This is a genomic window from Streptomyces humi, from assembly GCF_001005085.2.
Lineage (GTDB): Bacteria > Actinomycetota > Actinomycetes > Streptomycetales > Streptomycetaceae > Streptomyces > Streptomyces humi.
The window spans coordinates 1-26,060 of record NZ_LBMU02000025.1 but is presented as its reverse complement, the minus strand read 5'-3'; the positions used below and the strand labels follow the sequence as shown (position 1 = coordinate 26,060).

Genomic DNA, 26,060 nt, shown 5'->3' with positions numbered 1-26,060 from the left:
GGTCCGCGGAATCGGAGCGCTCACCCTCCTCGGCCGCCCCCAGTGCGATGGCGCCTGCCTTCCACCGGCGACGATCGGATCGCAAGGCCCTTCTCGCCGCGCCGGGTTCAGGCTCAGTGGGCGATCACGGGTTCGCCCTCCGACGGCGCCAGGGCCCGATTCGGCATCAGGAACGCCATGAGCGCAGCGCCGACCACGAAGATCCCGGCCCCCCAGGCCAGGGTGGCCGTGTAGCTCTCGACCCCGGCCTGAGCCATGGTCAGTGCGCCGGGCTTGTGCGAGGACAGGTAGTCGGTCGCGGCCGATGAGGCGACGGTGGTCAGCAGTGCCGTGCTGATCGAGCCGCCCACCTGCTGGCTGGTGTTGATCAGCGCCGAGGCGACGCCCGCGTCCTCGTGGTGCACGCCCGCGGTCGCGCCCTGGAAGGCGGTGGTCATCACGGCGCCGATACCGAGACCCAGAAGGATCATGCCCGGCATGATGTCGGCGACGTAGGCGCTGTGCAGCGTGAGCCGCGTCAGCAGGGCCATACCGGACGCGGAGACCAGGAAGCCGGCGCTGACCACGGCCTTCGGGCCGACCTTGGGCAGCAGCAGTGAGGGCACGGTGGTCGACGAGGCGACGATGCCCGCGACCATCGGCAGGAAGGACAGGCCGGCCTCGATCGGTGAGTAGCCGATGGTGGCCTCCAGGTAGTAGGTCAGGAACAGGAAGATCGAGAACATCCCCATGCCCAGGACGAACACGGCCAGGAACGAACCGCCACGGGTCCGGTCCAGCACGAGTCGCAGCGGCAGCAGTGGATGCGCGGCCCTGGACTCCAGCCAGGCGAACACCGCGAGCAGCACCACGCCGCTGATCATGGAGCCGAGGGCGACCGGGTCGGTCCAACTGGTGGATTCGACGTGCGCGAAGCCGTAGACGATGCCGAACAGGGCGGCGCTCACCACGACGGTGCCAGGAATGTCGATCTTGGGTCGCTCGGTGACCGCGGGCTTGGCCAGCAACAGCAGTGCACCGGCCAACGCGACGCTCGCGAAGACGACGTTCACGTACATCACCCAGCGCCACGACGCCCACTCGGTGAGCATGCCGCCGAGCAAAAGTCCGACCGCGGCACCCGCACCGGACAACGCACTGAAGATGCCGAACGCCTTCGGCCTCTCGGCCGGGTCGGTGAAGGTCACACTGAGCAGTGAGAGCGCCGCGGGTGCCAGCAGCGCGGCGAAGAGGCCCTGGGCCACGCGTGCCGCGACGAGTATGTCGAAGCTGGTGGCCGCGCCGCCGACCACGGATGCGGCCGCGAAACCGACCAGGCCGGTCACGAAGGTCGTACGCCGGCCGAACAGGTCTCCGAGGCGGCCGCCGAGCAGCAGCAGGCTTCCGAACGCCAGGGCGTACCCCGTGATGACCCACTGCCGGCTGCCGTCACTGAAGCCGAGGGCGTGCTGCGCTTCGGGCAGCGCGATGTTCACGACGGTCGCGTCGAGCGTGACCATGAGCTGCGCCGTGCCCAGCACGATCAGCACCCACCAGCGCACGGCATGTGAGCCGCGGCGGCCCGAGTCTGTTTTCCCGGAGGCGGGCGCCCCGCGGTCGAAGGTGGTACTCACTTTTCCCCTTAATCGCTGGTCATGGGCCGACCATGAGCCGGAAACCGATCTGTTTCCACTTGGGAAAACAGATCGGTTTCCTCGGCGCAAGTGAACGGGTCGGCTCCGACCCGGGACCGCCGCGCCCCTCGGTCCGGGGAGCCGGCCCGCCGACGGAGCGCCCGGCTCGACGCCCGCTGCGAGGCGACCGCATCGCCATGTACGTCGAGAGCTCGAAGGGCACCGGCTCCAGCCGGGCTTGGACCATGTCGGCATCGGCAAGGCCGGACGGACGGGTGGGGGAGCCCGTCGCCCTAGGGATCCACCGGTGCGGCCCCCCGTGCGGCCGGAGTCGGCGGGACTTGCGCTGAAAAACCGATCGGTTTACCTTGATGGAAACCGATCGGTTTCCGATTCTCCGGAGAGGGTCACGACCGTTAGGTAACCCCTTCACACCCGAGGAGCCGGCGAGATGCCCAGCCAGGAGTCACGTCCCACCATTCACATTCCGGGGACCACCAGCCACACCATCGCCCCGCGTGCAGGCCTCGACCGCCGTGAGGGAACCCTGCGCTACCTCAAGGCCGGCACCGGCGCCCCCCTCGTCCTGCTGCACACCGTGCGCACCCAGGCCGAGCACTTCCGCCTCCTCGTCCCGCTGATCGCGCAGCGATACACCGTGTACGCCCTCGACCTGCCGGGGATGGGCTACTCCGAGATCGTGCCCGGGGCGTCGTACGACGAGCCCGCGATGCGTGCGGGCGTCGAGCGACTGCTGACCGAACTCGACCTGCACGACGTGACGTTGGTCGGCGAGTCCATGGGTGCGGTGCTCGCCCTGACCGCCGCGGCCGAGCTGCCGGAGCGGGTACGCCGCGTCGTCGCGGTCAACGCCTACGACTTCCGCGACGGAATCGCCCGGTCCGGCATCCTCGCCCGCGCGGTGGTCGGCGGTGTCCTCGCTCCGGTGGTGGGCCCGGTGATCGCCGGGGTGGAACCCAGGTCCGCACTTCGCAAGATCCTTCAGGGCGGCCTCGGCGACAAGAGCGCACTGCGCGAGGACTACGTGGACGAACTCCTCCGGGTGGGCGGCCGCCCCGGCTACCCGGCCGTCGCCCGGGCCGTGTACCAGGCCCTGCCCAGCCTCATCGCGGCCCGCTCGCACTACCCCGAGATCAAGGCGCCCATCCACCTCGTCTACGGCGAGAAGGACTGGTCCCGCCCGTCGGACCGGGAAGCCAACAGGCAACTGCTTCCGGCCGCCGACTTCGCACAGGTCCCCGAGGCAGGCCACTTCATCGCCCTGGAGCGGCCCGACGTGCTGGCCGACCTGCTGAACGCGGTGGCCTGACGCGCGCGCCCACTGACCTGAGGAGCGGCGCATGGCGCAGAACCAGATCGAGGTCGACGTTCCGGCGTGAATGCGTGAATGCGTGAATGCGTGAATGCGTGAATGCGTGAATGCGTGCATGCGTGACGGCGCGGTGCCGCGCGCGGATGTCCACCGCCCCGGCGGCGCGGGGCCGCGGCCGGTGCTGCCGAGCCGGCTGCCGTACGGCAAGCGGACCCTCATGGGACCGCGGCCTCGACACACCCGCTTGACCGGATGCTGCCTCCGCTTTACTGTGAAACCACTGCGGAGGTAGCCTCCGTTTTATCGGAAGCGCAGGATGGCGTGAGTCGGGAGAACGCATGGATGCCAGGGGACAGCAGGGGCGCAGGCCCCGTGCGGATGTCCAGCGCAACCGTGTCGCCCTCCTGGAAGCGGCGCAGCGGCACTTCCTGACGTACGGGGTCGGCACGTCCCTGGAGGCGGTGGCCAAGGAGGCGGGCGTCGGGCCCGGCACCCTGTACCGGCACTTCCCCACCAGGGAAGCGCTGCTCGCGGCCGTGCTTCAGACACGCTCCGAAGAACTGGTGGCGCGCCAGGAAGAGATCGCGCGCCTCGGCGACGCCGACAAGGCGCTGGAGCAGTGGCTGCGCGCGCTGGAGGAGTACTTCAGCGCGTTCAGCGGACTGCCGGAGCCGCTCATGGCAGCGGCCAGGGCACAGGATCCGGACAACCCGCTCACACTCCCCTGTGACACCGTCATCACCGCCACCGAGGAGTACGTGCGGGCCGCTCAGCGAACGGGATACGTGCGCGAGTCGGTGAAGGGGTACGACCTGTTCCTCGCGGCCATCTCCGTCGCCTGGCTCAAGGGCGCCGGCGCCGCGGAGGAGGAGTCGCTGGACCGCGTTCGCGCGCTCGTCGCCGCCGGCTACCGCAAGCGGAACACCGAGGCGTAAGCCCTGCCGGGCGTTCCCCGGAGCGTCCGGGGGTCTCTGGACTTCGGGCGGTCCCGCGCGCCTCCATTCCACCATCCACAGTTCCGACGTGCTCACATCGCACCGCCCCGGAGCGGTGCGTCTCCCGGAAGGACAAATCATGAAAATCTCTGTTATCGGCGCAGGAGCGATCGGTGGCAACCTCGCGCGCAAGCTCGGTGCAGCCGGTCACGACGTCCAGGTGGCCGACGCCCGCGGGCCCGAGGCCGTCGCACCCGGCGTACTGGAGACCGGCGCCCGTGCCGTGACTCTCGACGAAGCCGTCAAGGACAGGGACGCCGTCATTCTGGCCATCCCCTTCGGGGCGGCGGCACAGCTGACCGATCTGTTCGCCTCCGTCCCCGCCGGGACGGTGGTCATCGACACCTCCAACTACTACCCGCACCTCAGCGGACGGGTCGAGGCGGTGGAGGCCGGCGCCATCGAGAGCGTGTACACCTCCGAACTCCTCGGACGCCCCGTGATCAAGGCATGGAACGCGGCCCTCGCCGAAACCCAGCGAACGAAGGGTGTCCCGGCGGGCACTCCAGGCCGCATCGCCATCCCGGTGGCCGGCGATGCCGAGGAAGCGAAGCGGGTGGCCATGCGCTTGGTGGACGACACCGGTTTCGACCCCTGCGACGCGGGAGCACTGGCCGACTCCTGGCGTCAGCAGCCGATGGGCCCGGCCTACTGCACCGAGCTGACCCTGGACGAGTTGCCGGCGGCCCTGGCCGCGGCCGACCGTGTCAAGGACGCGGCCGTCCGGGAGAGCATGGCGGAGCGCTTCGCCGCCCTCGGTGCCGATCCCACCCTGGAGGACATCGTCGAGATGAACCGCGCCGCCCACAGGTGACCGCGCCTGTCGTCGGCCCGCGGCAGAGGTCCCTGCCCGGGTCATGACTGCCACCCCGATGTCCGACACCTCCGCCCGGCCTGTATTCCGCTACGCCATGGCCGCCACCGCCTCCCCGGTCGCCGTGGTCACCGCCCTGGACGGCAGGCGCCCGCACGACACCACGGACGGCGCCTCGGCGGGAAGGCTCCGGGGGCCTTGGGCGGTCATCATGCGCGGAGTCGGTTTCCGGCTCACCGCCCCGGCCGCTGAAGCGCACGAGTGACCCGCCGCCTGCTCTTCAGTTACCTGGGGCTCGCCCTCCTCGTCCTGGCCGGCCTGGAGATCCCGCTCGGCTGGATCTACGCCCGAGGCGAGACCTCCCGTGCCTCGCAGAGCGTCGAACGCGACGCCTCGATGCTCGCCGAAGTCACCGAGGAGAACATAGAGAAGGGCGAGCTGGACGCCCTGCCCGACGTCGTCGGCGACTACGCCACCCGCACCGGCGGCCGGGTCGTCGTCACCGACAGGCGGGGTATCGTCCTCGCCGACTCCGGCCTCGGCGGTCGTACCGGCATCAGCCTGGCCGCCGAGCCGGACATCGCCCGCGCCCTGCGTAACCGGCCCACCGTGACCACCGGGGGCGAGGCGCTGTCGGCCACCATGCCGGGCGCCTCCGGTACGACGGTCCGGGGCGCGTTGCGGCTGACCTACCCCATGGCCGAGGTCAACGCCCGCGTGCACCGCATCTGGGGTGCGCTCGCCCTGGCCGGCGCCTGCGTCCTGGCGGCCGTCGCCCTGGTCGCCTTCACGCTCGCCCGCTGGATCACCCGCCCGCTGCGCACCCTGGAGGCGGCCACCGCCCAACTCGCCGAAGGCCGCCTGGACCAGCCGCCGGACGCCACCACCGGCCCGCCCGAACTCCGCCGCCTCGCCGCCTCCTTCACCCGCACGGCGACCCGGCTGCAACACCTCCTCAAGGCCCAGCAGGCGTTCGCCTCCGAAGCCTCCCACCAGCTGAAGACCCCGCTGACCGCGCTGCGCCTGCGCCTGGAGAACTTCGAGCCCCACCTCGACGCGCGCGCCCACGGCAGCCTGGACGAGGCCGTCGGAGAGGTGGAGCGCCTCGCCCGTATGGTGCAGGGCCTGCTCGCCCTGGCCCGGCTGGAGAACAGCGCCACCACCCCCGAACCCGTCGACCTGGACACGGTCATCGCCGACCGGGTCGCGATGTGGGAGCCGCTGGCGGTCGAGCAGTACGTCGCCCTGGCCGTCACCGGCCGCCCCGCCGGCCGGGTCTGGGCGATCCCCGGGGCCCTGGAACAGATCATCGACAACCTGGTCGCCAACGCCCTGCGCGTCTCCCCGCCCGGCACCACCCTCACCCTGCACCGCGTACCCGGCGCCGAACTGCACGTCGTAGACCAGGGGCCCGGCATGACCGCGGCGGACCGGGCCCGCGCCTTCGACCGCTTCTGGCGCGCCTCGACCTCCCACCACGACGGCACCGGCCTCGGGCTGCCCATCGTCCGCCACCTCGTCCACGCCTCCGGCGGCGACATCACCCTGCGTCCGGCACCGGGACCCGGCACGGGCCTGGACGCCACCGTCCGGCTCGAGCCCGTACGACCCCGCGGCCGACGGGACCGGGACACCCCGACCGGCACCGGAAACCGCGGCAGGGCCCTGACCTGAACACGGGCGCCCACACACCACGTGGAGTGCGTGGCGATCCTCGAACCGGTGGCCAAGGGTTCCTGACCCGCGCTTTCATGCGTACGCCCCGGGGTGGCCGGGGCGGTATGCCCAGGCGGTAAGTCCCAGCTCGCCGCGAGGGTGAACGTCGTGGCCGGCGGTCCCGGCACGCAGATCGGAACGGCGCGGTGGTCGCCGGAGGCGTCAGTCGCCGAGGGCCTGGTCGACGGTGTCGCGGCAGTCGACGATGACGTCGAGGCCGACGATGCTCAGGGTGCGCATCACGGACTCGTTGACGGCGGCCAGGCGCAACCAGCCGCCGGCCTCGCTGAGGGCGCGGTGGGCGGCGATGAAGATGTTGATGCCGCTGGAGTCCATGAAGGTGACCTGGTGCAGGTCGACCACGGTGCGAGGGCGGGGAACGCCGGAGGTTTCCAGGGCTCGGCGGAGCGTGTCACCGGTGTCGTGGTCGATCTCCCCTGAGAGGGTCACCACGCGGATGCCGTCGACATCGGTGGACACGACCGACAGCGGTTCTGGCCGCTCGTTGGGTCCGGTGTCCGCGATGTCTGCCTCAGCCATACCGGTGATCCTGGCATATGCACACCCTCGTACGCAGCGCCATGGGCACGGTATCGGCAAGATCTTCGTATGGCTCAGCCAACAGCATGTGCATGGCATGCAATCCTGCTGCGGGGGTATGCGCCGGGCGTCGTGAATGGGGATTGAATGGCGGCTGTGATGCAACCGGGCCCGGCGGGGGAGGACGACGCCGCGCCGGACGTCCGTGTTCTCCACACCGCGGTGGCACTGGAAGGGGACGGTGCCTGCATCGCGGAGGCCCGTCACCTGGCCACCGATTTCCTCACCGCCGCCCGGAGCGGCCACGGCGTGCCGGTCTCGCGGCGTGCCGTGGAGCTCACCCAGTTGGTGGTGAGCGAACTGGTCACCAATGCTCGTAAGTACGCGCCCGGGCCCCTGCTGATGGAACTGCGGATCACGGGCGAAGTGGTGGAGATCGTGGTGTGGGACTCCGATCCGGTGCTGCCGGTGGCCCGGGCCTCGGACGCCGGCCGTGTCGGGCAGCACGGTCTGGAGATCGTGACGGCCGTCGCGCAGGGCGTCGAGGCGCGGCGTGAGCCGGTCGGCAAGCGCATCACGGCCCGCGTCGCCCTCGCCGACCCCGCCGGCCCGGCCGTCACGCGCGACCGAGTCGAGGAAACGCGGCCGACCGGCCCGGAATCGCTCACCTAGCTCCCCGCGTCGGCTACGTGACCGTCGGACTGTTCGTGGTGGTGTGGGCCGCCGCGGTGGCCTGGCAGTGGCCTGGCGGTGGCTTGACGGTGGCTTGGCGGTGGCTTACCGGAAGTCGGCCGAGGTGGAGCGGAAGTGGACGGCGCGGCTGGGAGACAGCGGCTGACCCACCCCCAGGAGGCCTTCTCCCTCCGCCAAGGTCGGGTTCTGCTGTGGATCGGGTGGAAACACCTGTGGGTTCCGTGCGTCAGCCCTGCCGGCCGATACCCGGGTGCCAGGATGTGGCGCCATGACAGCAGGGTGGTCCTCTCGCGCGTTACGGGCCGCGGTGTTCGCGGCCGTGTGCGTGATGCTCGCTGCCCTGGGCCACGTGATGATGTCCGGCAGCGAGGTGCCCGCCCGGGCGCTGGCTGCCGGGGCCGCCGTGACCGGGGCCGTCGGCTGGTGGCTGACGGGGCGTGAGCGGGGGCCGCTGCCGATCGTGGTGGCCGTTGTGGCCGTGCAGGCAGTGCTGCACGAAGGGTTCTCCTTCGCGCGGCCGATGGCCGCGGCTTCCGACACCGCGGCTTCCGGCACTGCGGCTTCCTTGCGCATGGGCCTGATGCGTGGCGACGCCGCGGGCGTGGCCGCCATGGATCACATGCGGGACATGGACCGTATGGGGCACATGGACCGTATGGGGCACTCGCTGGCCGGCACCTCCCCTTCGTACGGCATGCTGGCCGTTCACCTGGTGGCGGCCCTGCTGTGCGGTATGTGGCTGGCGTACGGCGAGCGGGCCGCCTTCCGCATCACGCGGGCCGTGGCCGGATGGCTGACCGCGCCGCTGCGGCTGCTGCTCGCCCGGCCGGGCGCCGCGTACCGCCCGCTCGACCGCCCGCGGCGGCGCGATGCGGACCGGACGCCGTATCTGCTTCTTCTCGTTGACGCGATCACTTCCCGGGGCCCGCCGGTGCGGGCCGCTGTCGTCTGAGGACAGCTGGTTTCCCGAGGCCGCCCGTGTCGTGGTGGCTCGGGCCACGGCCGTACGACCACAGGGCGCCGCAGCTCCGCAACCGCGCGGCGCCACCGAGACGCAGGCCGTCCCCCACTTCACCGGACCCCTCCGTGCCTTCGCGTGCCCTGGTCCGGATCACGGTCGAACCGAGAAGGACATCAGGTGATCACCTCTGCCCTGCCCGCCGTACGTGCCGACAACGGCCGGACGGCTGCACTCGACGCATCGATCACCGCGTGGGCGCTGGCCGCCCGACGCGGTGACGCCGAGGCGGTCGCGCAGTTCGTCGGCGCCCTGCAACGGGACGTCCGGCGCTACGTCGCCCAGTTGTGCGGCGACCCCCAGGCCGTGGACGACCTGGCACAGGACACCTTCCTGCGGGCGCTCGGCAGCCTGCACCTGTTCGAGGGGCGTTCCTCGGCCCGATCATGGCTGCTGTCCATCGCCCGCCGTGCGGTGATCGACAGCTACCGGTACGCCGCGGCCCGGCCGCGCCTGAGCGACGTCCCCGACTGGCAACTGGCCGTCGAGCTCACGCAACCGTGTGATCTGCCGGGCTTCGACGACGGCATCGCACTGCTCGATCTCCTGGACGCGCTGCCGGGCGAACGCCGCGAGGCGTTCATCCTCACCCAACTGCTCGGCCTGCCCTACGAGGAGGTCGCCGAGGTCGGCGACTGCGCGATCGGCACGGTCCGTTCCCGGGTCGCCCGTGCCCGCGCGGCCCTGATCGAGCTGTTGGAGGCGGCGGAGTCGGCGGAGGCGACGGAGACGCCGGAGAGGGCTGCGGCGCCGGCGGTCTGAGGGCGCGTGAGGTGCGCCGAGGCCCACGGGTGCGGTCGACGGCGAAGGCCGGGCAGAACGGGCTGCCGTGTCCTTGCCGGCCTTCGCCGTGCGCGTGCGGGTCCTCGGGATTCGGGTGCTCAGGTGCTCAGGTGCTCAGGCGGCGACCGTGTCGGTGACGCCGTACCCCGCCTCGACGATCGCGGCGCGGATCCGGCTGTCGTCGAGGTCCGTTCCGTGCACGGTGACGGACTTGGCGGCGACGTCGACCACGACCTCGCTCACCCCGGCGACCTCGGACACCCCTTCCCTGATGCTCGCCGCGCAGTGCTCGCAGCTCATGCCGGTGACGTTGTACCGCTTCTGTGCCATGGCGCAACTCCTCGATATCGGTGGGGCTTTGGTGGGCCTACGGGCCTACGGGCCTACGGAGGCGGGTGTCGGGTCCGCTCCCGTCTCCACAACAGTCGGTTGGACGGAGCCGGAAGTTCCGGAGTCGCGGGAACTCGACGTTCCACCGGGCCGACTACTGGAGCGGTACGGCTTCGACCACCGTGCCGCTTACGACGGTTCGATGCGACCAGGAGGGTCGTGAGTTCCGGCGCGCAGCGGGCGGGGGGAAGGTGCTTGCGGTGGCGGTGCGTCCTGAGAGCTTCCCGCTCCAGTGGTCGTGCCGACCGGCCGCCGAGTTCCCGGCGGTGGTGTGTGATGTGCGTCACCGAGTCGCCGGTGAGTCGCAGGGTGGGTGCCCGCACGTACCCCCTGACGACGAGCGGTCGCCGGGTGCGAGGATGGGCGGGCTATGACTGTCCGAGGGTGGGGCCGTGCGCTGCGAGCGGGTGTGTTCGCCGCCGTCTGCGTGCTGCTCGCCGCCCTCGGCCACGTGATCATGTCGGGTACCCCCGTGCCCTGGTGGGCCATGGCCGCCGGAGCGGCGGGGACCGGTACGGCCGGTTGGCTGCTGGCCGGCCGTGAGCGCGGACGCACGCTGATCGTCACGGTCGTGACGGCGGCACAGGTGGTGCTCCACGAGACGTTCTCCCTGGCGCAGGCGCTCACCACCGCGGCGACTCCGGGACCGGACGCCGCGGCTCGCGCCGCGGGCCCCGTGGACATGAGCGGCATGGACATGGGCTCCGCGCACATGGGCTCCGCGCACATGGGCTCCGCGCACATGGATTCCGCGCACATGGGCTTCGCGCACATGGGCTCCCTGTACATGGACCTGATGGACATGGGCTCCATGGCGCATGCGATGACCGGTGTTCAGCACGTGCACGGTATGGCTGGTATGGCCGGTATGGGCGGGAGCGTCTCGTACGGCATGTTCGCCGCGCACCTCCTGGCCGCAGTCCTCTGCGGACTCTGGCTCGCGTACGGCGAGCGTGCGTTCTTCGGCGTCCTGCGGGCCGCCGCCACCCGGCTGGTGGCACCGCTGCGGATGTTGCTGGCCGGGCCCGCGCCGCTCCCACGCCCGCTCGCGGGCAGGCGCCGCGCCACCGACGTGCCGACTCCGGCACGGCTTCTCCTGTGCTGCTCCCTCACCTCCCGGGCCCCGCCCACGGGTGCCGCTGTCGCCTGAGACAGCCGGAACCACCGGGGCCGCACGTCTGGCATTCCGTCCTGCCGCGTTCGCGCGCGGTTCCTTCTCGTCGTGGCGTTTCGTCCCGGCACGTCCGCGTGCCGCCGTGCGCCTTCACCTCCTGACGGGCCCCGGGCATCGCCGTACCCACCGCGTACGGCCGCACCCCAAGTCCCGGTGCGCCGCCGCCTTCAGCGGCCGGCCCCGGACGACCCGAGAGGGACCTCACGTGACTGTTTCCGTCCTGCCCGCTCCCCGGACGACCCGGATGACACGCGCCTCGGCGGACGCGGCGGCGACCGCCTGGGCGCTGGCCGCCCGTGGCGGCGACCACCGCGCGGCCGAGCACTTCGTCCGCGCGCTCCACAACGACGTGCTGTGCTACGTCGTCCACCTCAGCGGCGATCCGCAGACCGCCCACGACCTCACCCAGGACACCTTCGCGCGGGCGTTCGGCAGCCTGCACCGCTTCGAGGGCCGGGCCTCTGCCCGTACCTGGCTGCTGGCCATCGCCCGTCGCGCGGTGGCCGACAGTTTCCGGTACGCGGCCGCCCGGCCACGGCTCGCCGACACCCCGGACTGGCAGACGGCGGTCGAGCGCACCCAGCCTCGCGAACTGCCGGGCTTCGACGAAGGCGTGGCCCTGCTCGACCTGCTGGCCGCGCTGCCCGGCGAACGCCGTGAGGCGTTCGTCCTCACCCAGGTGGTCGGCCTGTCCTACGAGGAGGCGGCCGGCTTCACCGGCTGCCCCGTCGGCACCGTCCGCTCCCGGGTGTCGCGCGCCCGTGCGGCTCTGGAGCGGCAACTCCTGGCGGCCGAGGCACCGGCCGCCTCGGCGGCCTGACGCGACCGGTCGGTGCTCTGCGACGGGCAGTGGCCTGAGTGGTCAGGCGAGGTCGGGAAGGGGGCGCCGGGCGACCTCGTGGGCCTCGTCCGGCGGCACGCCCAGCATGCGCAGGACCATTTCGGCGAGGTTCACCGCGGCCTCGTCGCCGTCCAGGTCGGGGCGGGCGAACCGCAGCTCCACCAGGGACAGCAGGGTTCCGCCCAACGCGGAGAGCGCGACCGTGGGGTCCACGGTGGTGAAGCGGCCGGAGGCCATGCCGACCTCGAGGTCACGCAGGGCCCGCCGGGCCAGGCCGTTCTCCGAGTGGACGTGGCCGAGGCCGCGACGGCGCAGGACCTGCATCAGCTCCGGGTGGGAGTCCGCCATGCGGGCGCTCAGCCGGAACCCCGCCGCGACCAGTTCCGCAGGGTCGTCGATTCCCGCGAGACGTTCGTCGGAGTTCTGGCCGAACTCCTCCAGGGCGTCCACCACGGCCGAGTCGAACAGCTCCGCCTTCGACTCGAAGTGGTTGTAGAAGGAGCCGAAGCCGACGTCCGCGCGTTCGGCGATCGCCTGGATGCTGGCGCTGGTGTCCCCGGTCTCGGCGAGTATCTGCCGCGCCGCACGGATGAGCGCGCGGCGGGTCTCGGCGCGGCGCCGCTCGAACCGGTTGCTGGGCGGGGCTGACGTAGGCATGCGCTGAGTCTAACCGCGTGACGATCAGGGTCGCAGTCCTGATGAATTCATCATTTGTCGCGGCGAACGCCTTGACGACGAGACCGTCAAACTTGATGATTTCCTCATCACGGCAATGCCGCTCGGAGGGCACCATGTCTGAAACCCGTGTCCACGGGGCCGACGCCAGGACGGCCCACCAGGACCTGCACAGTGAGCAGGGCGCCCTGCGGGGCGAACACCCCGGCCGGTCCCGGAACCCGGTGATCAAGGTCGCCGACCTGGCCTGGCTGGAGTTCGAGAAGCCTGATCTGGACCGGGCCGAGGTCTTCGCCCGTGACTTCGGCTTCCAGGTCGCCGCCCGTACGGAGCGGGAGCTGTGGCTGCGCGGCACCTTCGCGGGCTCGCCGTGCATGGTGATCCGGCGGGGCCGCACCTCACGGTTCATCGGCCCGGCCTTCCGCGCCGCCGAGCGCGCCGACCTGGACCGCCTGGCGCGTGCCACCGGCTCCGCCGTGCGAGACGTCGACGGCGCCGCCGTGCCGGGCGGCGGGAGGGCGGTCGACCTGCTCGACCCCTCGGGCTTCCCCGTGCGTGTGGTGCACTGCGGCGAGCGCCTGCCGGCACTTCCCGGACAGCACCCGCCGCTGCTCAACTTCGGCACCGAGCACCCCCGTACGAACGCCACGCAGCGCCCGCCCCGTGAACCGTCCCGGATCCAGCGCCTGGGGCATGTCGTCCTGGAGACGCGGGTGTTCGGCCGGGCGCTGGACTGGTACCTGGACACGCTCGGCATGATCGTGTCCGACTTCCTCTTCCTGGACGGGCAACGCGACCGGGGCCCGACGATGGCGTTCATCCGCTGTGACCTCGGCAGCGTGCCCGCCGACCACCACACCCTCGCCATGCACCTCGGACCGGGCACCGGCTATGTCCACTCCGCCTACCAGGTGACCGACCTGGACTCGATCGCGGCCGGCGGCGAATACCTCAAAGAGCGTGGTCACAAGCGGAGTTGGGGCATCGGCCGACACATCCAGGGCAGCCAGCTGTTCGACTACTGGCGCGACCCCGACCACTTCATGCTGGAGCACTTCGCCGACGGCGACCTGTTCTCCTGCGACCTCGAACCAGGCTGGGCGCCGATGTCGACCAGCGGCCTGGCCCAGTGGGGGCCGCCCGCCACCCGCGACTTCCTCGGCGCGAGCCCGTCACCCCGGCGCGTCCGCGATGTCATCGAGGCACTGCGCGGCGACAACGAGCTGGATCCCGCGCGCCTGCTCGGCCTCCTCAGAGCCGCCAACTCCTGAACCCCCGCACTCCCTCACGAAGGCAATGCCATGAGTACCAATGTCCTGCGCACCGCCGACGGCTGGTGGGTCCTCCGCGACGACCGGGCCGTCCCTGTCGACACCAAGGCCGTCACCACCGCCGAACTCCTCGCCGACCGTGATGCCGTGCGAGAAACGGCACGTTCGGGTGAGGCGGGTACGCCCGTCGCCGACCTGGTGGCCCTCTCACCCGTCACCACCCCGTGCCGCGTCGTCGCCCAGATGGTCAACTACCGCAGCCACGCCCGCGATTCGGGCTTCACCGGCGACATCCCGCCTGCCTTCTTCCGCAAGGCGTCCGGTTCGGTCAGCGGTCCGGGCGAGGCCGTCGTCCGCCCGGCGCACGTCAGATTCCTCGACTACGAGATCGAACTCGGCCTCGTCATGGCCGCGCCCCTTCCCGTCGGCACCGTCGTCGAGGACCGGGACCTGCCCGCGTACGTCGCCGGGCTCGTCATCACCAACGACGTCAGCGCACGCGAGGTCCAGCTGACCAGGACGCAGTTCTACGAGAGCAAGTCGTACCCCACGTTCACGCCGACCGGTCCGTACCTCACGCTTCTGGAGCCGGAGGACTTCGCCCGTCTCCTCGACCTGCGGCTGAAGCTCAGCGTCAACGGTGAGCTGCGGCAGGACCGCACCCTGGCCGACATGATCGTCCGCCCGGCGCGGGCGCTGACCCTGCTGGCCCGCTTCCAGACCCTCGACCCCGGCGATCTGCTGCTCACCGGTACCCCGGGCGGTACGGCGCTGAAGGCCCCGCCGAAGGCCGTCGAGAAGATCGGCGCGCTGCTGCCGCCCGCGGTGAAGTGGAAGGCGTTCTTCAAGAGCCAGGCGAAAAACCCGCACTACCTGCGCACCGGGGACGTGATCACGGCGACGATCGCGACCCCGGACGGCCGGATCGACCTCGGCGAGCAGCGTACGCCCGTCACGGCCGCGAACTGACACCCGAGGTGAGCCGCACATGACCGTCGACGAAGCCGCACGTGTGCCCGTCGTGATCGTCGGGGCCGGCCCGGTGGGCGTGACCGCCGCCCTTCTGCTCGCCCGGCACGGGGTCCGCAGCGTGGTCCTCGAACGCCACCGGGACGTCTACCCGCTGCCGCGTGCCGTCGCCAACGACGACGAGATCCACCGGATCCTCCAGGCCGCGGGCGTCGGCGAGGAGTTCACCGCGATCTCCCGTCCGGCCGCGGGGCTGCGGCTGCTGGATGCCCGGCACCGGGTGATGGCCGAGTTCCGGCGCTCCCGGCAGGGCCGTCACGGCTATCCCCAGTCCAGCATGTTCGACCAGCCCGAGCTGGAAGGCGTGCTGCGCGATGCCCTGTCCCTGCGCCCGGAGTGCGAACTGCGTGGTGGCGTGGAGGTCACCGGCGTCGGCCCGGACACCGCGGGGCCCGTCCGGGTGACCTACCGCGACGACACCGGCGATCACGAGGTGTGGGCGGAGGCGGTCCTCGGCTGCGACGGCGCCAACAGCCTCACCCGCGAGGCGGTCGGCGGCGTCTGGGAGGACCTGCGCTTCGAGGAACGCTGGACCGTCGTGGACGCCGAGACGACGGGCCCCGTCCGCTGCTGGGAGGGCGTCGACCAGGTCTGCGACCCGGAGCGGCCGGGGACCTTCATGCGGGTCAACGAGACCCGCTACCGCTGGGAGTTCCGGCTCCCGAAAGGGCAGGAGACGGTCCGCGAGCTCATCGCCCCGTGGCTGCCTCTCTCGTACGACGGGGACTTCGAGGTCGTCCGCGAGACGCGGTACACCTTCCGGGCACGCGTCGCCGACCGCTGGCGCAGCGGACGGGTGTTCCTGCTCGGGGACGCCGCGCACCTCACCCCGCCGTTCGTCGGACAGGGGCTGTGCTCGGGACTGCGGGACGCGCACAACCTCACCTGGAAGCTCGCCCGCGTGCTCCGACAGGGCGCGGATGAAAGGCTGTTGGACACCTATGAGAGCGAACGGAGGCCGCACGCCCGGCATGTGGTCCGGCTCGCGGTCCTCATGGGATGGGCCATGACCGGCGGCCAGGACGGCGCCGCCGCGACCCGCCGCCGGGCGCTGGCCGCGATGTGCCGCGTACCCGGCCTGACCGAACTGGCCGGCCGCGGCCTCAGCCGGCCCCTGACCGCCGGACCGCTCGTGCGGCGCGGCGTCCGGCGGAGCCTGGCGGGCACGATGTGTCCACAGCCCTGGGTGAGGTCCGACGGACGGCGCACCCGTCTCGACGAACTGCTCGGCGACTCCTTCACGGTCCTGACCAAGGCCGAGCCCTCGCCCTCACTGGCCGCCCTCGCCCGCGGGCTCGGCATCCGAGCCGTCCCCGTGGCCGGCCTCGGCGACGACGGCACCCTGGCCGCCTGGCTGCGCGCCGGCCGGGCGGACGCGGTCCTGCTGCGCCCCGACCGTGTCGTCCTGGACGTCGTCCCGGCCGGCGGCCTTGCCTTCACGGGCACCGAGGCCTGGGCGCCCCTCCTGCACACCACGCGCAACCCCCGCCCTTCCCCACGGACCGCCGGGCAGACCCTGCTGAGGAGCGCCGCACGACGACCAGGCCGTATCCGGACCCCTTCATGACGCCCGATCCGCGGGCCGTCTCCGACAGCCGCATCATGGACTTCGCCCGCCGGGCCGGGAAGGGCGGCACCGACTACGCCGCTCTGCACCTGACCTCGACCTTGGTGGTCGAGGCGTTGTCGCGCTCGTCGGGGACCTTGAAGTCGATGACCGCGGGCGGCCGCCGACCGCTTCGGCCAGCTCGAACCCGCCGTGCCGTTCGACCATCCGCTGTGGGTCGTCTTCTCCTCCGGCACCACCGGACCGCCCAAGGGCATCGTGCACGGGCACGGCGGTGTGCTGGTGGAGCACCTGAAGACCCTCGGCCTGCACTCGGACCTCGGTCCCGGCGACCGTCTCCTTTGGTACACCACCACCCACTGGATGATGTGGAACCTCGTCGTCTCCACCCTCCTGACGGGTGCCACGACCTGCACGTACGACGGCAGCCCGGCCCCCGTGGCCAAGCCCGACGTGCTGTGGGAGCTGGCCGCCCGGCACCGGGTCACCGTCTTCGACACCAGCCCCCAGCACCTGCTGGGCATGGCCAAGTCCGGTATCGACCCGTCCGTGCACGACCTGTCGGCGATCCGCGTGGTCGGCTGCACCGGCTCCGCGCTGCCGGTCTCCGTCAGCGGCGGCACGGACGTGGTCTCCGGATTCGCGGGCAGCGCGCCCAACACCCCGGTGTGGGCTGGAGAGTTGTCGCCCCCGCAGCTGGGCGTGGCGCTGGCCGCGCACGACGCCCAGGGTATGCCGGTGGTGGATCAGGTCGGTGAGCTGGTGATCACCCGGCCCATGCCGTCGATGCCGCTGGCCTTCTGGAACGACCCCGACGGCACCCGCTACCGCGAGACCTGCTTCGCCTCACGTCCCGGCGTGCCGAACGCCGGAGCCGGTCGGCGTGACGACCGCACCTACGGCACCCCCGAGGAACGGGCCTGGACCTCCGGCGCGTCTGTCGCGGGGGTCACTGCCAGGCGGCCAGGTACTCGTCGATCTTCTCCCGCATGAACAGGGAGGACTCCCTGGCCTTCTCCTCCCAGGCGAAGACGCAGGCGGTGAGGGTGCCGTCGAAGCCGTTCCCCCGCAGTTCGCGGAAGAGCTCGTCGAAGTCGACCTCGCCCTCGCCCATGTCGAGGTGCTGGTGGACGCGGGCGGCGGTGCCGGGCGGGTTGAGGATGTACCGGTTTCCGGAGGACGCGGTGTGGTCGAGGGCGTCGGCCAGGTGGACGTGGGTGAGGAGATCGCCCGCGTACTCGATGATGCCGGGGGCGTCGTCGCCGATGTGGAAGGTGTGCGGGGCGCAGTAGAGGAAGCTCACGTTGGGGTGGTTGACTCCGCGGATCAGGTTGACCGCGTCGTAGCCGTTCTCGATGAAGTCGTCGGGGTGCGGCTCCAGGGCGAGCTTGATGCCCTCACGCTCGAACAGCGGCAGCAGTTCGTCCATCGACTTCCAGAACTGCGCCTCGCTGCGGTCGGGGTCCTCCGGGCGTCCGTTGAACTCGGAGATCATGCTGGTGACCCCGAGGTCCGCGGCGATCTCGATGGACCGCTTCCAGTACCGTACGGCGGCCTGGCGGGCGTCCTCGTCCGGGCCGGACCAGCGGAACAGCGGCAGCACGGACGAGACGCCGACCCCCGCGGCCTCCAGGGACTTGCGGAACTTCGCGACCGTGCCGTCGTCGACGCGCGGGTGACGGAAGAAGGGGATGAAGTCCTCGCGCGGTGACAGCTCGATCCACTCGTAGCCGAGCTCGGCCACCACGGCCGGCAGTTCGAGCAGCGGGACGTGGCGAATCATGTAGGGGTCGAGGGCGATCTTCATGGTGGTTCGGTGCTCCTTCGTGTCGCAGGGGTCGGGGAGTGCCGCTGGAGGCGCCGGTGCCGCCGTCGACAGGGAGCACGGCTCCCGTGACGTATCCGGCGTCAGGGCTCGCGAGGAACAGCGCCCAGGCCGAGGGCGAGGCTCCGCACGAACCGAAGCCGGCCGTGGTCTCCCGCGGCGGTTCGGGACTGCGGCCGAGCACCGCGACGCTCGCTCCCTGTTCCAGGAACGCGCGGGCGATCGCCCGGCCGATGCCGGTGCCGGTGCCCGCCACCGTGACCAGGACGACCTGGCCCCGTACGGATGGCCTGCCCAGGTGATCACGACCGCAGGGACTCCCGCAGTGCCGCGTCGGCGGCCTTGAGGACGCCGGCGGCGACGGCGACGCCTTCGACGCGGTCCAGTTCGGTGTCCTCGTGCTCGATGTTGACCAGCATGTCGGGGTCGACCTCGTGCAGGGCGCGCAGGAACTCCGTCCAGTAGGCCACGTCGTGCCCCTTGCCGAGGGCGACGAAGTCCCATGCGGAGTTCTTCGGCCACTCGTTGGCCCACTCGTCGCCGCCGAGGTTGGTGCGCGGCTCGTCGGGGGAGAGGCGGCGGAAGCTGTTGTCGAGGACGCCGTGGAGGGCGGCGTGCTCGGGGTTGATCCGGACGTCCTTGGCGGCGGCGTGGAAGACGAGTCCGCCGAGGTGCCGGACGACGGCGACCGGGTCCATCTGCTGCCAGAACAGGTGCGAGGCGTCCAGCTCGACGCCCACGTGGGTGGCACCGGTGAGTTCGATCAGCTTGTGCACGTCGGCGGAGTTGAAGACCAGATTCTGCGGGTGGAGTTCGAGGGCGACCTTGACGTCGTGGTCACGGGCGAGCCGGTCGGTCTCGCGCCAGAAGTCCGCGGCGATCTTCCACTGGTGGTCCAGCACGTCCAGGGCGGCGGAGTTCCAGGCGTTGACGATCCAGTTGGGGCGGGTGGCGCCGGGTTCACCGCCGGGCAGGCCGGACATGGTCACCAGGCGGTGCTGGCCGAGGCGTTCGGCCAGGCGGATGGAGCGGCGGACGTCCTCGGCGTGCTTCGCTCCGATGACCGGGTTCGGGTGCAGCGGGTTGCCGTTGGCGTTGAGGCCGGCGATGGCCACGCCGGTGCCCTCGAAGAGGCCGAGGAAGTCGTCCCGGGCGGTGTCGCTGACGAGGATGTCGTCGAAGGTCGGCACGTGCACCGGCGGGAGGAAGCCGCCGGTGTTGATCTCGAGGCCGGTCAGGCCGAGATCGGCGACGACCTTGACGGCTTCGGGCAGCGGCCGGTCGTGCAGGATCGCGTTGTAGAGGCCCAGCTTCATCGTGTGTTTCCTCGGTCCTTCTCGGGGGCTTCTCGGGGGTGCGGTGCGGGCGGGGCGAACGGCCCGGGGCTACGGGACGGTGACGGCCGTGCCGCCGGCGTCCGCGGAGGCGACGACCGCGTCGATGACGCGCAGGTTGTGCAGGCCGTCGGCGAGCGTGGGGCAGGCGGGCAGGCGGTCCAGGCCGGCGATCTGCTCCAGGAAGGCACGGGCCTGCCAGACGAAGAACTCGTGCTGGCCGTGGCCGACGCTCGGGAAGTCCATGGGCAGACCGCCCGCGATGTAGGGGTGGCCGGGGCCCACCACGACACGCCGGTAGCCGTCCACCGGGCCGGCGGCCGCCGAGTCGGCGATGGTGAACTCCGCGGCACGCGAGAGTTCGAAGGCGGCCGCACCGCCCTCGGTGAACACCTCGAAGCCCAGGGAGTTGGCGAGGCCACGGGCGATGCGCGAGACCGAGAAGGTCCCGACGGCGCCGGAGGCGAAGGTCGCGGTGAAGGTGGCGATGTCGTCGTTCCCGACCCGCTCGCGCTCCTGGCTCACCGCCACGTCGGCCGAGTGCCCGACGGCCGTGCCCAGCGGTACGGGCCGCTCTCGCACCTGGGTGGAGAGCACGGCGCCCTGCACGCTCCGCACCGGACCGCAGACGTACTCGCCGAGGTCGATGAGGTGGCTGCCGATGTCGGACAGTGCCCCGGACCCCGGGCCGCCCCGGTAGCGCCAGCTCATGGGGGCGTCCGGATCGTGCCCGTAGTCGCACCAGTAGTGTCCGTTGAAGTGCTGGACCGGCCCGAGCGAGCCCTCCAGCACCTGCTGCCGTACGGCGTTGACCGCGGGCGAGCGGCGGAAGGTGAAGCCGGTCGCGGCCACCAGACCGGTGCCCTCGGCGGCCTTCACCATGGCCTCGGCGTCGGCCGTGCTCGGCGCGAGCGGCTTCTCGCACAGCACGTGCTTGCCGGCCGCCAGCAGCGCCTCGACGATCTCCCGGTGCAGGTGGTTGGCGACCACGACGCTGACCGCGTGGATGTCGTCGGCCTCGACGACCGCCCGCCAGTCCGTCTCGGCCCGCTCGAAGCCGTAACGGCGCGCGGCGTCCAGGGCGAAGGGCTCATGGGCGTCGGCGACGGCGACCAGCCGGACCTCGGGCAGGCCGGGGCCGTACAGCGTCGTCGCCTGCCGGTAGCCGTTGAGGTGAGCGCGGCCCGCCATGCCGGCCCCGATGACCGCCACCCCGATCGGTCGTGTGCTCATGAGGGGTCCTCTCCGGCGCGGGGCTGCGCCGTGACTAGGGGGAAGGGGCCGGGCGGCACGGAAGTCGGGCTGTCTCCCGGTGCTCACCGGCCAAGCTCGTTTAAAGCGCTTTAAGTGCTGGTACTATCTGCGGGGCCACTGGCGGATGTCAAGGGTGTCGCCGCAGATCGACGGGAGGCCGCGTGGACGGGACCGGTTCGGACGCCCCCACGGGCGCCCTCGGCGCCTCGCGTCCCCGGCTGGAGGACGTCGCCGCCCGGGTCGGCCTCTCCACGGCATCGGTGTCACTCGTGCTGCGAGGCGTCCCGGGCCCCAGCGAGCGCACCCGGCAGCGGGTCCTGAAGGCGGCCGCCGACCTCGGCTACCGCCCGGACCGCACCGCCAGCGCCCTGGCCAGCAAGCGCAGCCGGCTGCTCGGCGTCATGATCGACGTCCACAGCGCCTTCCAGGCCGAACTGGTCGAGCACCTGCACACGGCGGCCGAGGAGGTCGGCTACGACCTCGTCCTGAGCACCCACACCCGGACCCGTACCGAGAGCACCGCCATCGAGACCCTGCTGGCCTTCCGGTGCGAGGCGCTGATCCTCCTCGGCCCGGTGGCCCCCGCCGCCGTCCTCGCCGACCTCGGCCGTCAGGTGCCGGTCATCTCGCTGGGCCGCCGGGTGTCCGGGGCCGGTCTCGACGTCGTACGCAGCGCCGACGACGACGGCGTGGGCCAGATCGTCGACCACCTGGTGGGGCTCGGCCACCGCGCGATCGTCTACGTCGACGGAGGCAAGGGCGTCATCGCCACCGACCGGCGCCGCGGCTACCGCGCCGCCATGCGTGGCCACGGCCTCGACGCGCAGATCAGGATCCTGCACGGCGACCTCACCGAGGAGGCCGGTGACCGGGTCGGCAAGCACCTGCTCGACAGCGGCGATCTGCCCACCGCCGTCGTCACGTTCAACGACCGCAGTGCCATCGGCATGCTCACGGCCCTGCGGGGGGCCGGTGTCGCCATTCCGGGCGAGGTCTCCGTCGTGGGCTATGACGACGACACCCTCTCCCGGCTGACCTGCTTCGACCTGACCACCGTCAGCCAGGAGGCCGAAGAGCAGGCCCGCCAGGCCGTACTGGCCGCGGTGGAACGCCTCGACCGAGGCCGCAGCGCCTCCCGCGAGATCGTCCTCGCCCCCTCCCTCGTCGTCCGCGGGACGACGGCACCCCCGCGCTGATCCGGCTTCACCACCCCACCGCACCGCCGGAGTCGGCCGTGCGCGCCCCGGGACGCGACCGCGTCGGCCGTCATTGCATGGCCAATACAGCTTTTGCCGGGGCGAATAACGGGAGTATGCGCATTCGCGGGCAGAGCCTTGACACGTATCGGAAACGCAAGCATGCTCTGGCCACCCCTTAAAGCGATTTAAAACAGCGCGGAACTCTCACTCGCCCTTGCGTCCGGTATCGCCGCGACCGGTGCCGGGAGACCCGCGACGAGCCGTTCCGCTGATCGCCGACACCTCCGCGGCCCGTCCGGGCGAAGCATCCGCCACCGCGAACGTGCCGGCCTTTCCACAGGCCCGTGTGCGAACCGCTTCGCACACCCGCACATCCCGAGCCCTGCACTGCCCGGCCCCGCTCACGCACCGCCCGGCATCTCACGAAGGAGCACCCAGCACATGGAACGCACGCAGACCCGGCCGCCCTTCGGCCGCCGTCTCTCCAGAAGCGGCCTGACCGCGGTGAGCCTGCTCGCCCTGGCGGCCACCGCGCTGACCGGGTGCGCCAGCGGCAAGGCGGGCGGCGACGACATGAGCCCGGCGACGGCCTCGGCCGGGGGCGGTAAGACCACCGCGAAGACCGGCAAGGTCTCCATCTTCGTCATCGGCGGCAAGTCGGACGATCCTTTCTTCTCCACGGTCAAGCGGGGTGTCGAGGACGCGGCGAAGCTGGTCAAGGCCGGTGGCGGCTCGGTCACCTACCTCGGCCCGGCCAACTACGACAACCTCGGCCCCGACGTCGCCAAGCTCACCCGGACGGCCGTCTCGCAGAACCCGTCGGCGATCCTGGTGCCGGACTGGGTGCCCGAGAACCAGGACTCCGCGATCAAGGAGGCCGTCGCCAAGGGCATCACGGTCTTCATCTACAACTCCGGCGGCATCACCGCCGCCGACAAGGTCGGTGCCGTGAAGTACATCGGCTCGGACGACTACCAGGCGGGCAGGGCCGGCGGCGCCGAGTTCGCCGAACAGGGCGCCAAGAACATCCTCTGCATCAACACCGTGCCCGGCTCCGCCAACCAGGAGGCCCGCTGCAAGGGCATCAAGGACGGTGCCGCAGGCAAGGGCTCCGCGTCCAGGCAACTCCCGCTGCCCTCCTCCAACTTCGGCAACCCCTCCGCCGTCACCCAGGCCATCAAGGCGGCGCTGCTCAAGGACAGCAGCATCGACGCCGTGGTGACCATCGCCGTCGGCGACGCCGACAGCGCGGCCGCGGCCATCAAGCAGGCGGGCGTCGGCAGCAAGGTCAAGCTCGGCACCTTCGACCTCTCACAGAGCCAGCTCGACCGCATCAAGGCCGGCACCGAGCTCTTCGCCATCGACCAACAGCCCTACCTCCAGGGCTTCTACGTCGTCTCGATGGCCGACCAGTACCTCTCCTACGGCGTGCTCCCGCCGCAGAACCCGATCCTGACCGGCCCGCTGCTGGTCACCAAGGACAACGTCGACAAGGCCATCGCGGGCACCAAGGCCGGCGTGCGCTGACCACCCACCGGTGCCGGGCCTCTCCCCGGGCCCGGCACCCCTCCCCCCCCCGAACCTGCTCGCGGCACAACCGGATTCCCAAAGGTGACTTCACTCCGATGACAACCTCACTTCCTGACACGACGGCCGAGAAAGAGACCGCCGTCGCCCCACCGAAGCAGTCCGAGAGCGTGCTGGGGCAGTTGCGGCACCGTCCCGAGGCCGGCGCGCTCATCGGAACCCTCACGGTCTTCGTCTTCTTCGCGATCTTCGGCGGCACCAAGTTCCTGGCTCCCGCGGGCGCGGCGAGTTGGCTGAACATCGCCGCCGAGCTGGGCATCATCGCGATCCCGGTCGGCCTGCTGATGATCGCCGGCGAGCTGGACGTGTCCGTCGGCTCGGTGCTGGCGGGCAGCTCCATGACGCTGGCGATCGTCTCCGGGCACTGGGGCGCCCCGATGATCGTCGGCATCCTCCTCGCCCTCGGGCTGGGGTTGCTGGTCGGTCTCCTCAACGGCGTACTCGTCACCCGCACCAACGTCCCCTCGCTGGTCATCACGCTGGCCACACTCTCCGGCATGGCGGGCCTGACCCTGGGCCTGTCCCGGGTCACGACCGGCACCACCAGCGTCCCGGTCAGCCCCGACCCGCTCTCCAAGGCGCTGTTCGGCACCCTGATCGCCGGCCAGTTCGAGGTGGCGGTCTTCTGGTGGCTGGGCATCGCCGCCGTGGTCACGGTGCTGCTGCAACTGATGAAGTACGGGAACTGGATCTTCGCCATCGGCGGCGACAAGGAGAGCGCCCGCGCCACCGGCATCCCCGTCGACCGGGTGAAGATCGCGCTCTACATGGCCAGCGGTCTCGGAGCGGCGCTGGTCGGCGTGATCCAGACGATCCTCTACAACGGCGCCCAGGTCGCCAACGGCCAGTCCTTCGTCTTCAACTCCATCATCGCCGTGGTGGTGGGGGGCGTGCTGCTGACGGGTGGCTACGGCTCCGTGTTCGGCGTCGTCCTGGGCACCCTGACGTTCGCGATCGTCAACCAGGGCATCTACTACACCGGCTGGAACTCCGACTGGGCCAGCCTGATCCTCGGCATCCTCATCCTGGCCGCGGTCCTGATGAACAACACGTTCCGCCGCCTCGCCCTGTCCTACAAGCCCCGCACCGCGAAGAAGGCATGACCCATGAGCACCCCTCTGCTGCGCCTGACCGGCGTCAACAAGTCGTTCCTGGGTACCCACGCGCTCCAGGACATCTCCCTCAAGGTCGCCGCCGGGAAGGTGCTGTGCCTGCTGGGCGACAACGGCGCCGGCAAGTCCACCCTCATCAAGATCCTCTCCGGGTTCCACAAGCCCACCTCCGGCACCATCGAGGTCGACGGCACGCCGGTGGAGTTCGACAGCCCGCGGGACGCCGGCGCCCAGGGCATCGCGACCGTGCACCAGTTCGGCGGTACGTTCCCGCTGATGGGCGTGGGCCGCTGCTTCTTCGTCGGCGCCGAACCCACCAAGGGCTTCGGCCCGTTCAGGCTGTTCGACAAGAAACTCGCCGGTGAGGTCGCCGTCCGCGAGATGCAGTCCCTGGGCATCACCCGGGTCACCGACGGCAACCGCCTGGTGGGCAGCCTCTCCGGCGGTGAACGCCAGGCGCTCGCCATCGCGCGGGCCGTGTACTTCGGCGCCAACGTCCTCATCCTCGACGAACCGACCGCCGCGCTCGGCGTCAAGGAGGCCGCGCACGTCCTGCGGATCGTGATGCAGGCGCGGGCCAAGGGCGTCGCGGTCATCCTCGTCACCCACAACGTGCGCCACGCCATGATGGTCGGCGACCACTTCGCCGTCCTCATCCGCGGCCAGAAGGCGGACGACTTCCGCAAGGGCGAACGCACCCGTGAGGAGATCACCGACCTCATGGCGGGCGGCGAGGCCATGGCCCACCTGGAGGCCGAACTGGCCCAGCTCCAGGCGGACGCCGACGCCTGAGTGCGCGTGCGCCTCACGGCGGCACGGCGCCGGAGCCGACCGCGGCGTTCGGCGTCGTGTCGTCCGTGTCAGGCGGGCAGGGCGCCGGAGCCGGTGCTCACTCGGTGCCGCCGTAGAACGCGGGCCGGGGCTTCAGGTCCGTGCTGACGATGCCGCCCGACCTGCGCGCCTCGACGGTCGCGTTGGAGATGACGGTGGCGGCGTAGCCGTCCCAGGAGGAGGGACCGGTGGGCTCACTGCCGGTGGCGATGCTCGCGATCCACTCGCGGAACTCGGTGTCGAAGGCGTCACGGAAGCGGCCCACCCAGTCGGTGAGGACGGCGGTGCTGTGCTGGCCGGCGGTTCGGACCCCGGCGGTGGCCGGGTCGGGCAGCCGGACCAGGCCCTCCTCGCCGACGGTCTCGCACTGGATGTCGTAGCCGTACTGGCAGTTGACGAAGACCTCCAGGTCGATGCGGACGCCCTTGGCGGTCTCGAAGAGCATGATCTGCGGGTCCTTCAGGTG

25 protein-coding genes and 2 pseudogenes are annotated in these 26,060 nt (G+C 71.3%); 18 read left to right on the top strand and 9 right to left on the bottom strand.

Going from position 1 to position 26,060, the window contains the following annotated elements; all coding sequences use genetic code 11:
- Positions 1-113: 113 nt before the first annotated feature.
- On the bottom strand, positions 114-1,613 hold the full coding sequence (locus tag AAW13_RS11375) for an MFS transporter (RefSeq protein ID WP_046728727.1): 1,500 nt from the start codon (positions 1,611-1,613) through the stop codon (positions 114-116).
- 451 nt (positions 1,614-2,064) lie between these two features.
- On the opposite strand from AAW13_RS11375, the gene AAW13_RS11370 reads away from it, so the two are divergent.
- From AAW13_RS11370 to AAW13_RS11350, 5 genes are all read left to right on the top strand, one after another.
- Positions 2,065-2,943 carry an alpha/beta fold hydrolase gene (locus AAW13_RS11370; RefSeq protein ID WP_046728728.1) on the top strand — a complete coding sequence of 293 codons (879 nt, stop codon included), beginning with the start codon at positions 2,065-2,067 and terminating at the stop codon, positions 2,941-2,943.
- Between the two features lie 341 nt (positions 2,944-3,284).
- The gene (locus AAW13_RS11365; RefSeq protein WP_046728729.1) at positions 3,285-3,881 is read left to right on the top strand and encodes a TetR/AcrR family transcriptional regulator; all 597 of its coding nucleotides are present in this window, start codon (positions 3,285-3,287) and stop codon (positions 3,879-3,881) included.
- 88 nt (positions 3,882-3,969) lie between these two features.
- Positions 3,970-4,755, top strand: a complete 786-nt coding sequence (locus AAW13_RS11360; protein WP_338059043.1) for an NADPH-dependent F420 reductase — start codon at positions 3,970-3,972, stop codon at positions 4,753-4,755.
- Positions 4,756-4,798: 43 nt separating this feature from the next.
- On the top strand, positions 4,799-5,020 hold the full coding sequence (locus AAW13_RS46360) for a hypothetical protein (RefSeq protein ID WP_206306193.1): 222 nt from the start codon (positions 4,799-4,801) through the stop codon (positions 5,018-5,020).
- Positions 5,017-6,429 carry a sensor histidine kinase gene (locus AAW13_RS11350; RefSeq protein WP_046728732.1) on the top strand — a complete coding sequence of 471 codons (1,413 nt, stop codon included), beginning with the start codon at positions 5,017-5,019 and terminating at the stop codon, positions 6,427-6,429. The genes AAW13_RS46360 and AAW13_RS11350 overlap by 4 nt, the downstream gene beginning before the upstream one ends.
- 204 nt (positions 6,430-6,633) lie before the next feature.
- Here AAW13_RS11350 and AAW13_RS11345 read toward each other — a convergent pair whose 3' ends face one another.
- Positions 6,634-7,011, bottom strand: coding sequence for an STAS domain-containing protein (locus tag AAW13_RS11345; protein ID WP_079178779.1), 378 nt, complete (start codon positions 7,009-7,011; stop codon positions 6,634-6,636).
- A gap of 159 nt (positions 7,012-7,170) precedes the next feature.
- Between AAW13_RS11345 and AAW13_RS11340 the strand changes: the two genes are divergently transcribed.
- The 3 genes from AAW13_RS11340 to AAW13_RS11330 all read left to right on the top strand — a co-directional run bounded on the left by AAW13_RS11340 (position 7,171) and on the right by AAW13_RS11330 (position 9,484).
- On the top strand, positions 7,171-7,683 hold the full coding sequence (locus tag AAW13_RS11340) for an ATP-binding protein (RefSeq protein WP_046728733.1): 513 nt from the start codon (positions 7,171-7,173) through the stop codon (positions 7,681-7,683).
- Between the two features lie 289 nt (positions 7,684-7,972).
- Complete coding sequence (locus AAW13_RS11335) at positions 7,973-8,656, top strand: hypothetical protein (RefSeq protein ID WP_046728734.1); 684 nt, start codon at positions 7,973-7,975, stop codon at positions 8,654-8,656.
- A gap of 186 nt (positions 8,657-8,842) precedes the next feature.
- Positions 8,843-9,484 carry a sigma-70 family RNA polymerase sigma factor gene (locus AAW13_RS11330; protein ID WP_046728735.1) on the top strand — a complete coding sequence of 214 codons (642 nt, stop codon included), beginning with the start codon at positions 8,843-8,845 and terminating at the stop codon, positions 9,482-9,484.
- Positions 9,485-9,619: 135 nt separating this feature from the next.
- Here the strand turns inward: AAW13_RS11330 and AAW13_RS11325 are convergent, their stop codons facing one another.
- Entirely contained in the window at positions 9,620-9,835 is a 216-nt protein-coding gene (locus tag AAW13_RS11325; RefSeq protein ID WP_046728736.1) for a heavy-metal-associated domain-containing protein, read from the bottom strand.
- A 430-nt stretch (positions 9,836-10,265) separates the two neighbouring features.
- On the opposite strand from AAW13_RS11325, the gene AAW13_RS11320 reads away from it, so the two are divergent.
- Positions 10,266-11,045, top strand: a complete 780-nt coding sequence (locus AAW13_RS11320) for a hypothetical protein (RefSeq protein ID WP_046728737.1) — start codon at positions 10,266-10,268, stop codon at positions 11,043-11,045.
- A 229-nt stretch (positions 11,046-11,274) separates the two neighbouring features.
- A complete protein-coding gene (locus AAW13_RS11315; protein WP_420855454.1) occupies positions 11,275-11,889 on the top strand; it encodes a sigma-70 family RNA polymerase sigma factor in 615 nt (204 codons plus the stop codon).
- A gap of 42 nt (positions 11,890-11,931) precedes the next feature.
- On the opposite strand, the gene AAW13_RS11310 is transcribed toward AAW13_RS11315, so the two are convergent.
- Complete coding sequence (locus AAW13_RS11310; RefSeq protein WP_046728739.1) at positions 11,932-12,567, bottom strand: TetR/AcrR family transcriptional regulator; 636 nt, start codon at positions 12,565-12,567, stop codon at positions 11,932-11,934.
- 134 nt (positions 12,568-12,701) lie between these two features.
- Here AAW13_RS11310 and AAW13_RS11305 point away from each other — a divergent pair, with 134 nt between their 5' ends.
- The 4 genes and pseudogenes from AAW13_RS11305 to AAW13_RS11290 all read left to right on the top strand — a co-directional run.
- Positions 12,702-13,856: a VOC family protein gene (locus AAW13_RS11305; protein ID WP_046728740.1), complete on the top strand. Its 1,155-nt coding sequence runs from the start codon at positions 12,702-12,704 to the stop codon at positions 13,854-13,856.
- Between the two features lie 30 nt (positions 13,857-13,886).
- Positions 13,887-14,825: a fumarylacetoacetate hydrolase family protein gene (locus tag AAW13_RS11300; protein WP_046728741.1), complete on the top strand. Its 939-nt coding sequence runs from the start codon at positions 13,887-13,889 to the stop codon at positions 14,823-14,825.
- Positions 14,826-14,844: 19 nt separating this feature from the next.
- Positions 14,845-16,452: a bifunctional 3-(3-hydroxy-phenyl)propionate/3-hydroxycinnamic acid hydroxylase MhpA gene (gene mhpA, locus AAW13_RS11295; RefSeq protein WP_046728742.1), complete on the top strand. Its 1,608-nt coding sequence runs from the start codon at positions 14,845-14,847 to the stop codon at positions 16,450-16,452.
- A gap of 192 nt (positions 16,453-16,644) precedes the next feature.
- Positions 16,645-17,313, top strand: a pseudogene (locus AAW13_RS11290) (AMP-binding protein); the annotation flags it as partial.
- 88 nt (positions 17,314-17,401) lie between these two features.
- Here the strand turns inward: AAW13_RS11290 and AAW13_RS11285 are convergent.
- The 4 genes and pseudogenes from AAW13_RS11285 to AAW13_RS11270 all read right to left on the bottom strand — a co-directional run bounded on the left by AAW13_RS11285 (position 17,402) and on the right by AAW13_RS11270 (position 20,844).
- Positions 17,402-18,259, bottom strand: a complete 858-nt coding sequence (locus AAW13_RS11285; RefSeq protein WP_046728743.1) for a sugar phosphate isomerase/epimerase family protein — start codon at positions 18,257-18,259, stop codon at positions 17,402-17,404.
- A gap of 199 nt (positions 18,260-18,458) precedes the next feature.
- Positions 18,459-18,533: pseudogene (locus AAW13_RS46685) on the bottom strand (hypothetical protein); the annotation flags it as partial.
- Positions 18,534-18,579: 46 nt separating this feature from the next.
- Positions 18,580-19,593, bottom strand: a complete 1,014-nt coding sequence (locus AAW13_RS11275; RefSeq protein WP_046728745.1) for a sugar phosphate isomerase/epimerase family protein — start codon at positions 19,591-19,593, stop codon at positions 18,580-18,582.
- Positions 19,594-19,662: 69 nt separating this feature from the next.
- Positions 19,663-20,844, bottom strand: a complete 1,182-nt coding sequence (locus AAW13_RS11270; protein WP_046728746.1) for a Gfo/Idh/MocA family protein — start codon at positions 20,842-20,844, stop codon at positions 19,663-19,665.
- A gap of 182 nt (positions 20,845-21,026) precedes the next feature.
- On the opposite strand from AAW13_RS11270, the gene AAW13_RS11265 reads away from it, so the two are divergent.
- From AAW13_RS11265 to AAW13_RS11250, 4 genes are all read left to right on the top strand, one after another.
- Positions 21,027-22,061, top strand: coding sequence for a LacI family DNA-binding transcriptional regulator (locus AAW13_RS11265; protein WP_046728747.1), 1,035 nt, complete (start codon positions 21,027-21,029; stop codon positions 22,059-22,061).
- 444 nt (positions 22,062-22,505) lie between these two features.
- Positions 22,506-23,591, top strand: coding sequence for a sugar ABC transporter substrate-binding protein (locus AAW13_RS11260; protein ID WP_052768519.1), 1,086 nt, complete (start codon positions 22,506-22,508; stop codon positions 23,589-23,591).
- 98 nt (positions 23,592-23,689) lie between these two features.
- A complete protein-coding gene (locus tag AAW13_RS11255; RefSeq protein WP_206306192.1) occupies positions 23,690-24,754 on the top strand; it encodes an ABC transporter permease in 1,065 nt (354 codons plus the stop codon).
- A gap of 3 nt (positions 24,755-24,757) precedes the next feature.
- Entirely contained in the window at positions 24,758-25,555 is a 798-nt protein-coding gene (locus AAW13_RS11250; protein ID WP_046728748.1) for an ATP-binding cassette domain-containing protein, read from the top strand.
- A 97-nt stretch (positions 25,556-25,652) separates the two neighbouring features.
- Here the strand turns inward: AAW13_RS11250 and AAW13_RS11245 are convergent.
- Positions 25,653-26,060 (bottom strand): Gfo/Idh/MocA family oxidoreductase (locus AAW13_RS11245; protein ID WP_338059042.1); only part of this gene is annotated, 408 nt, incomplete at its 5' end.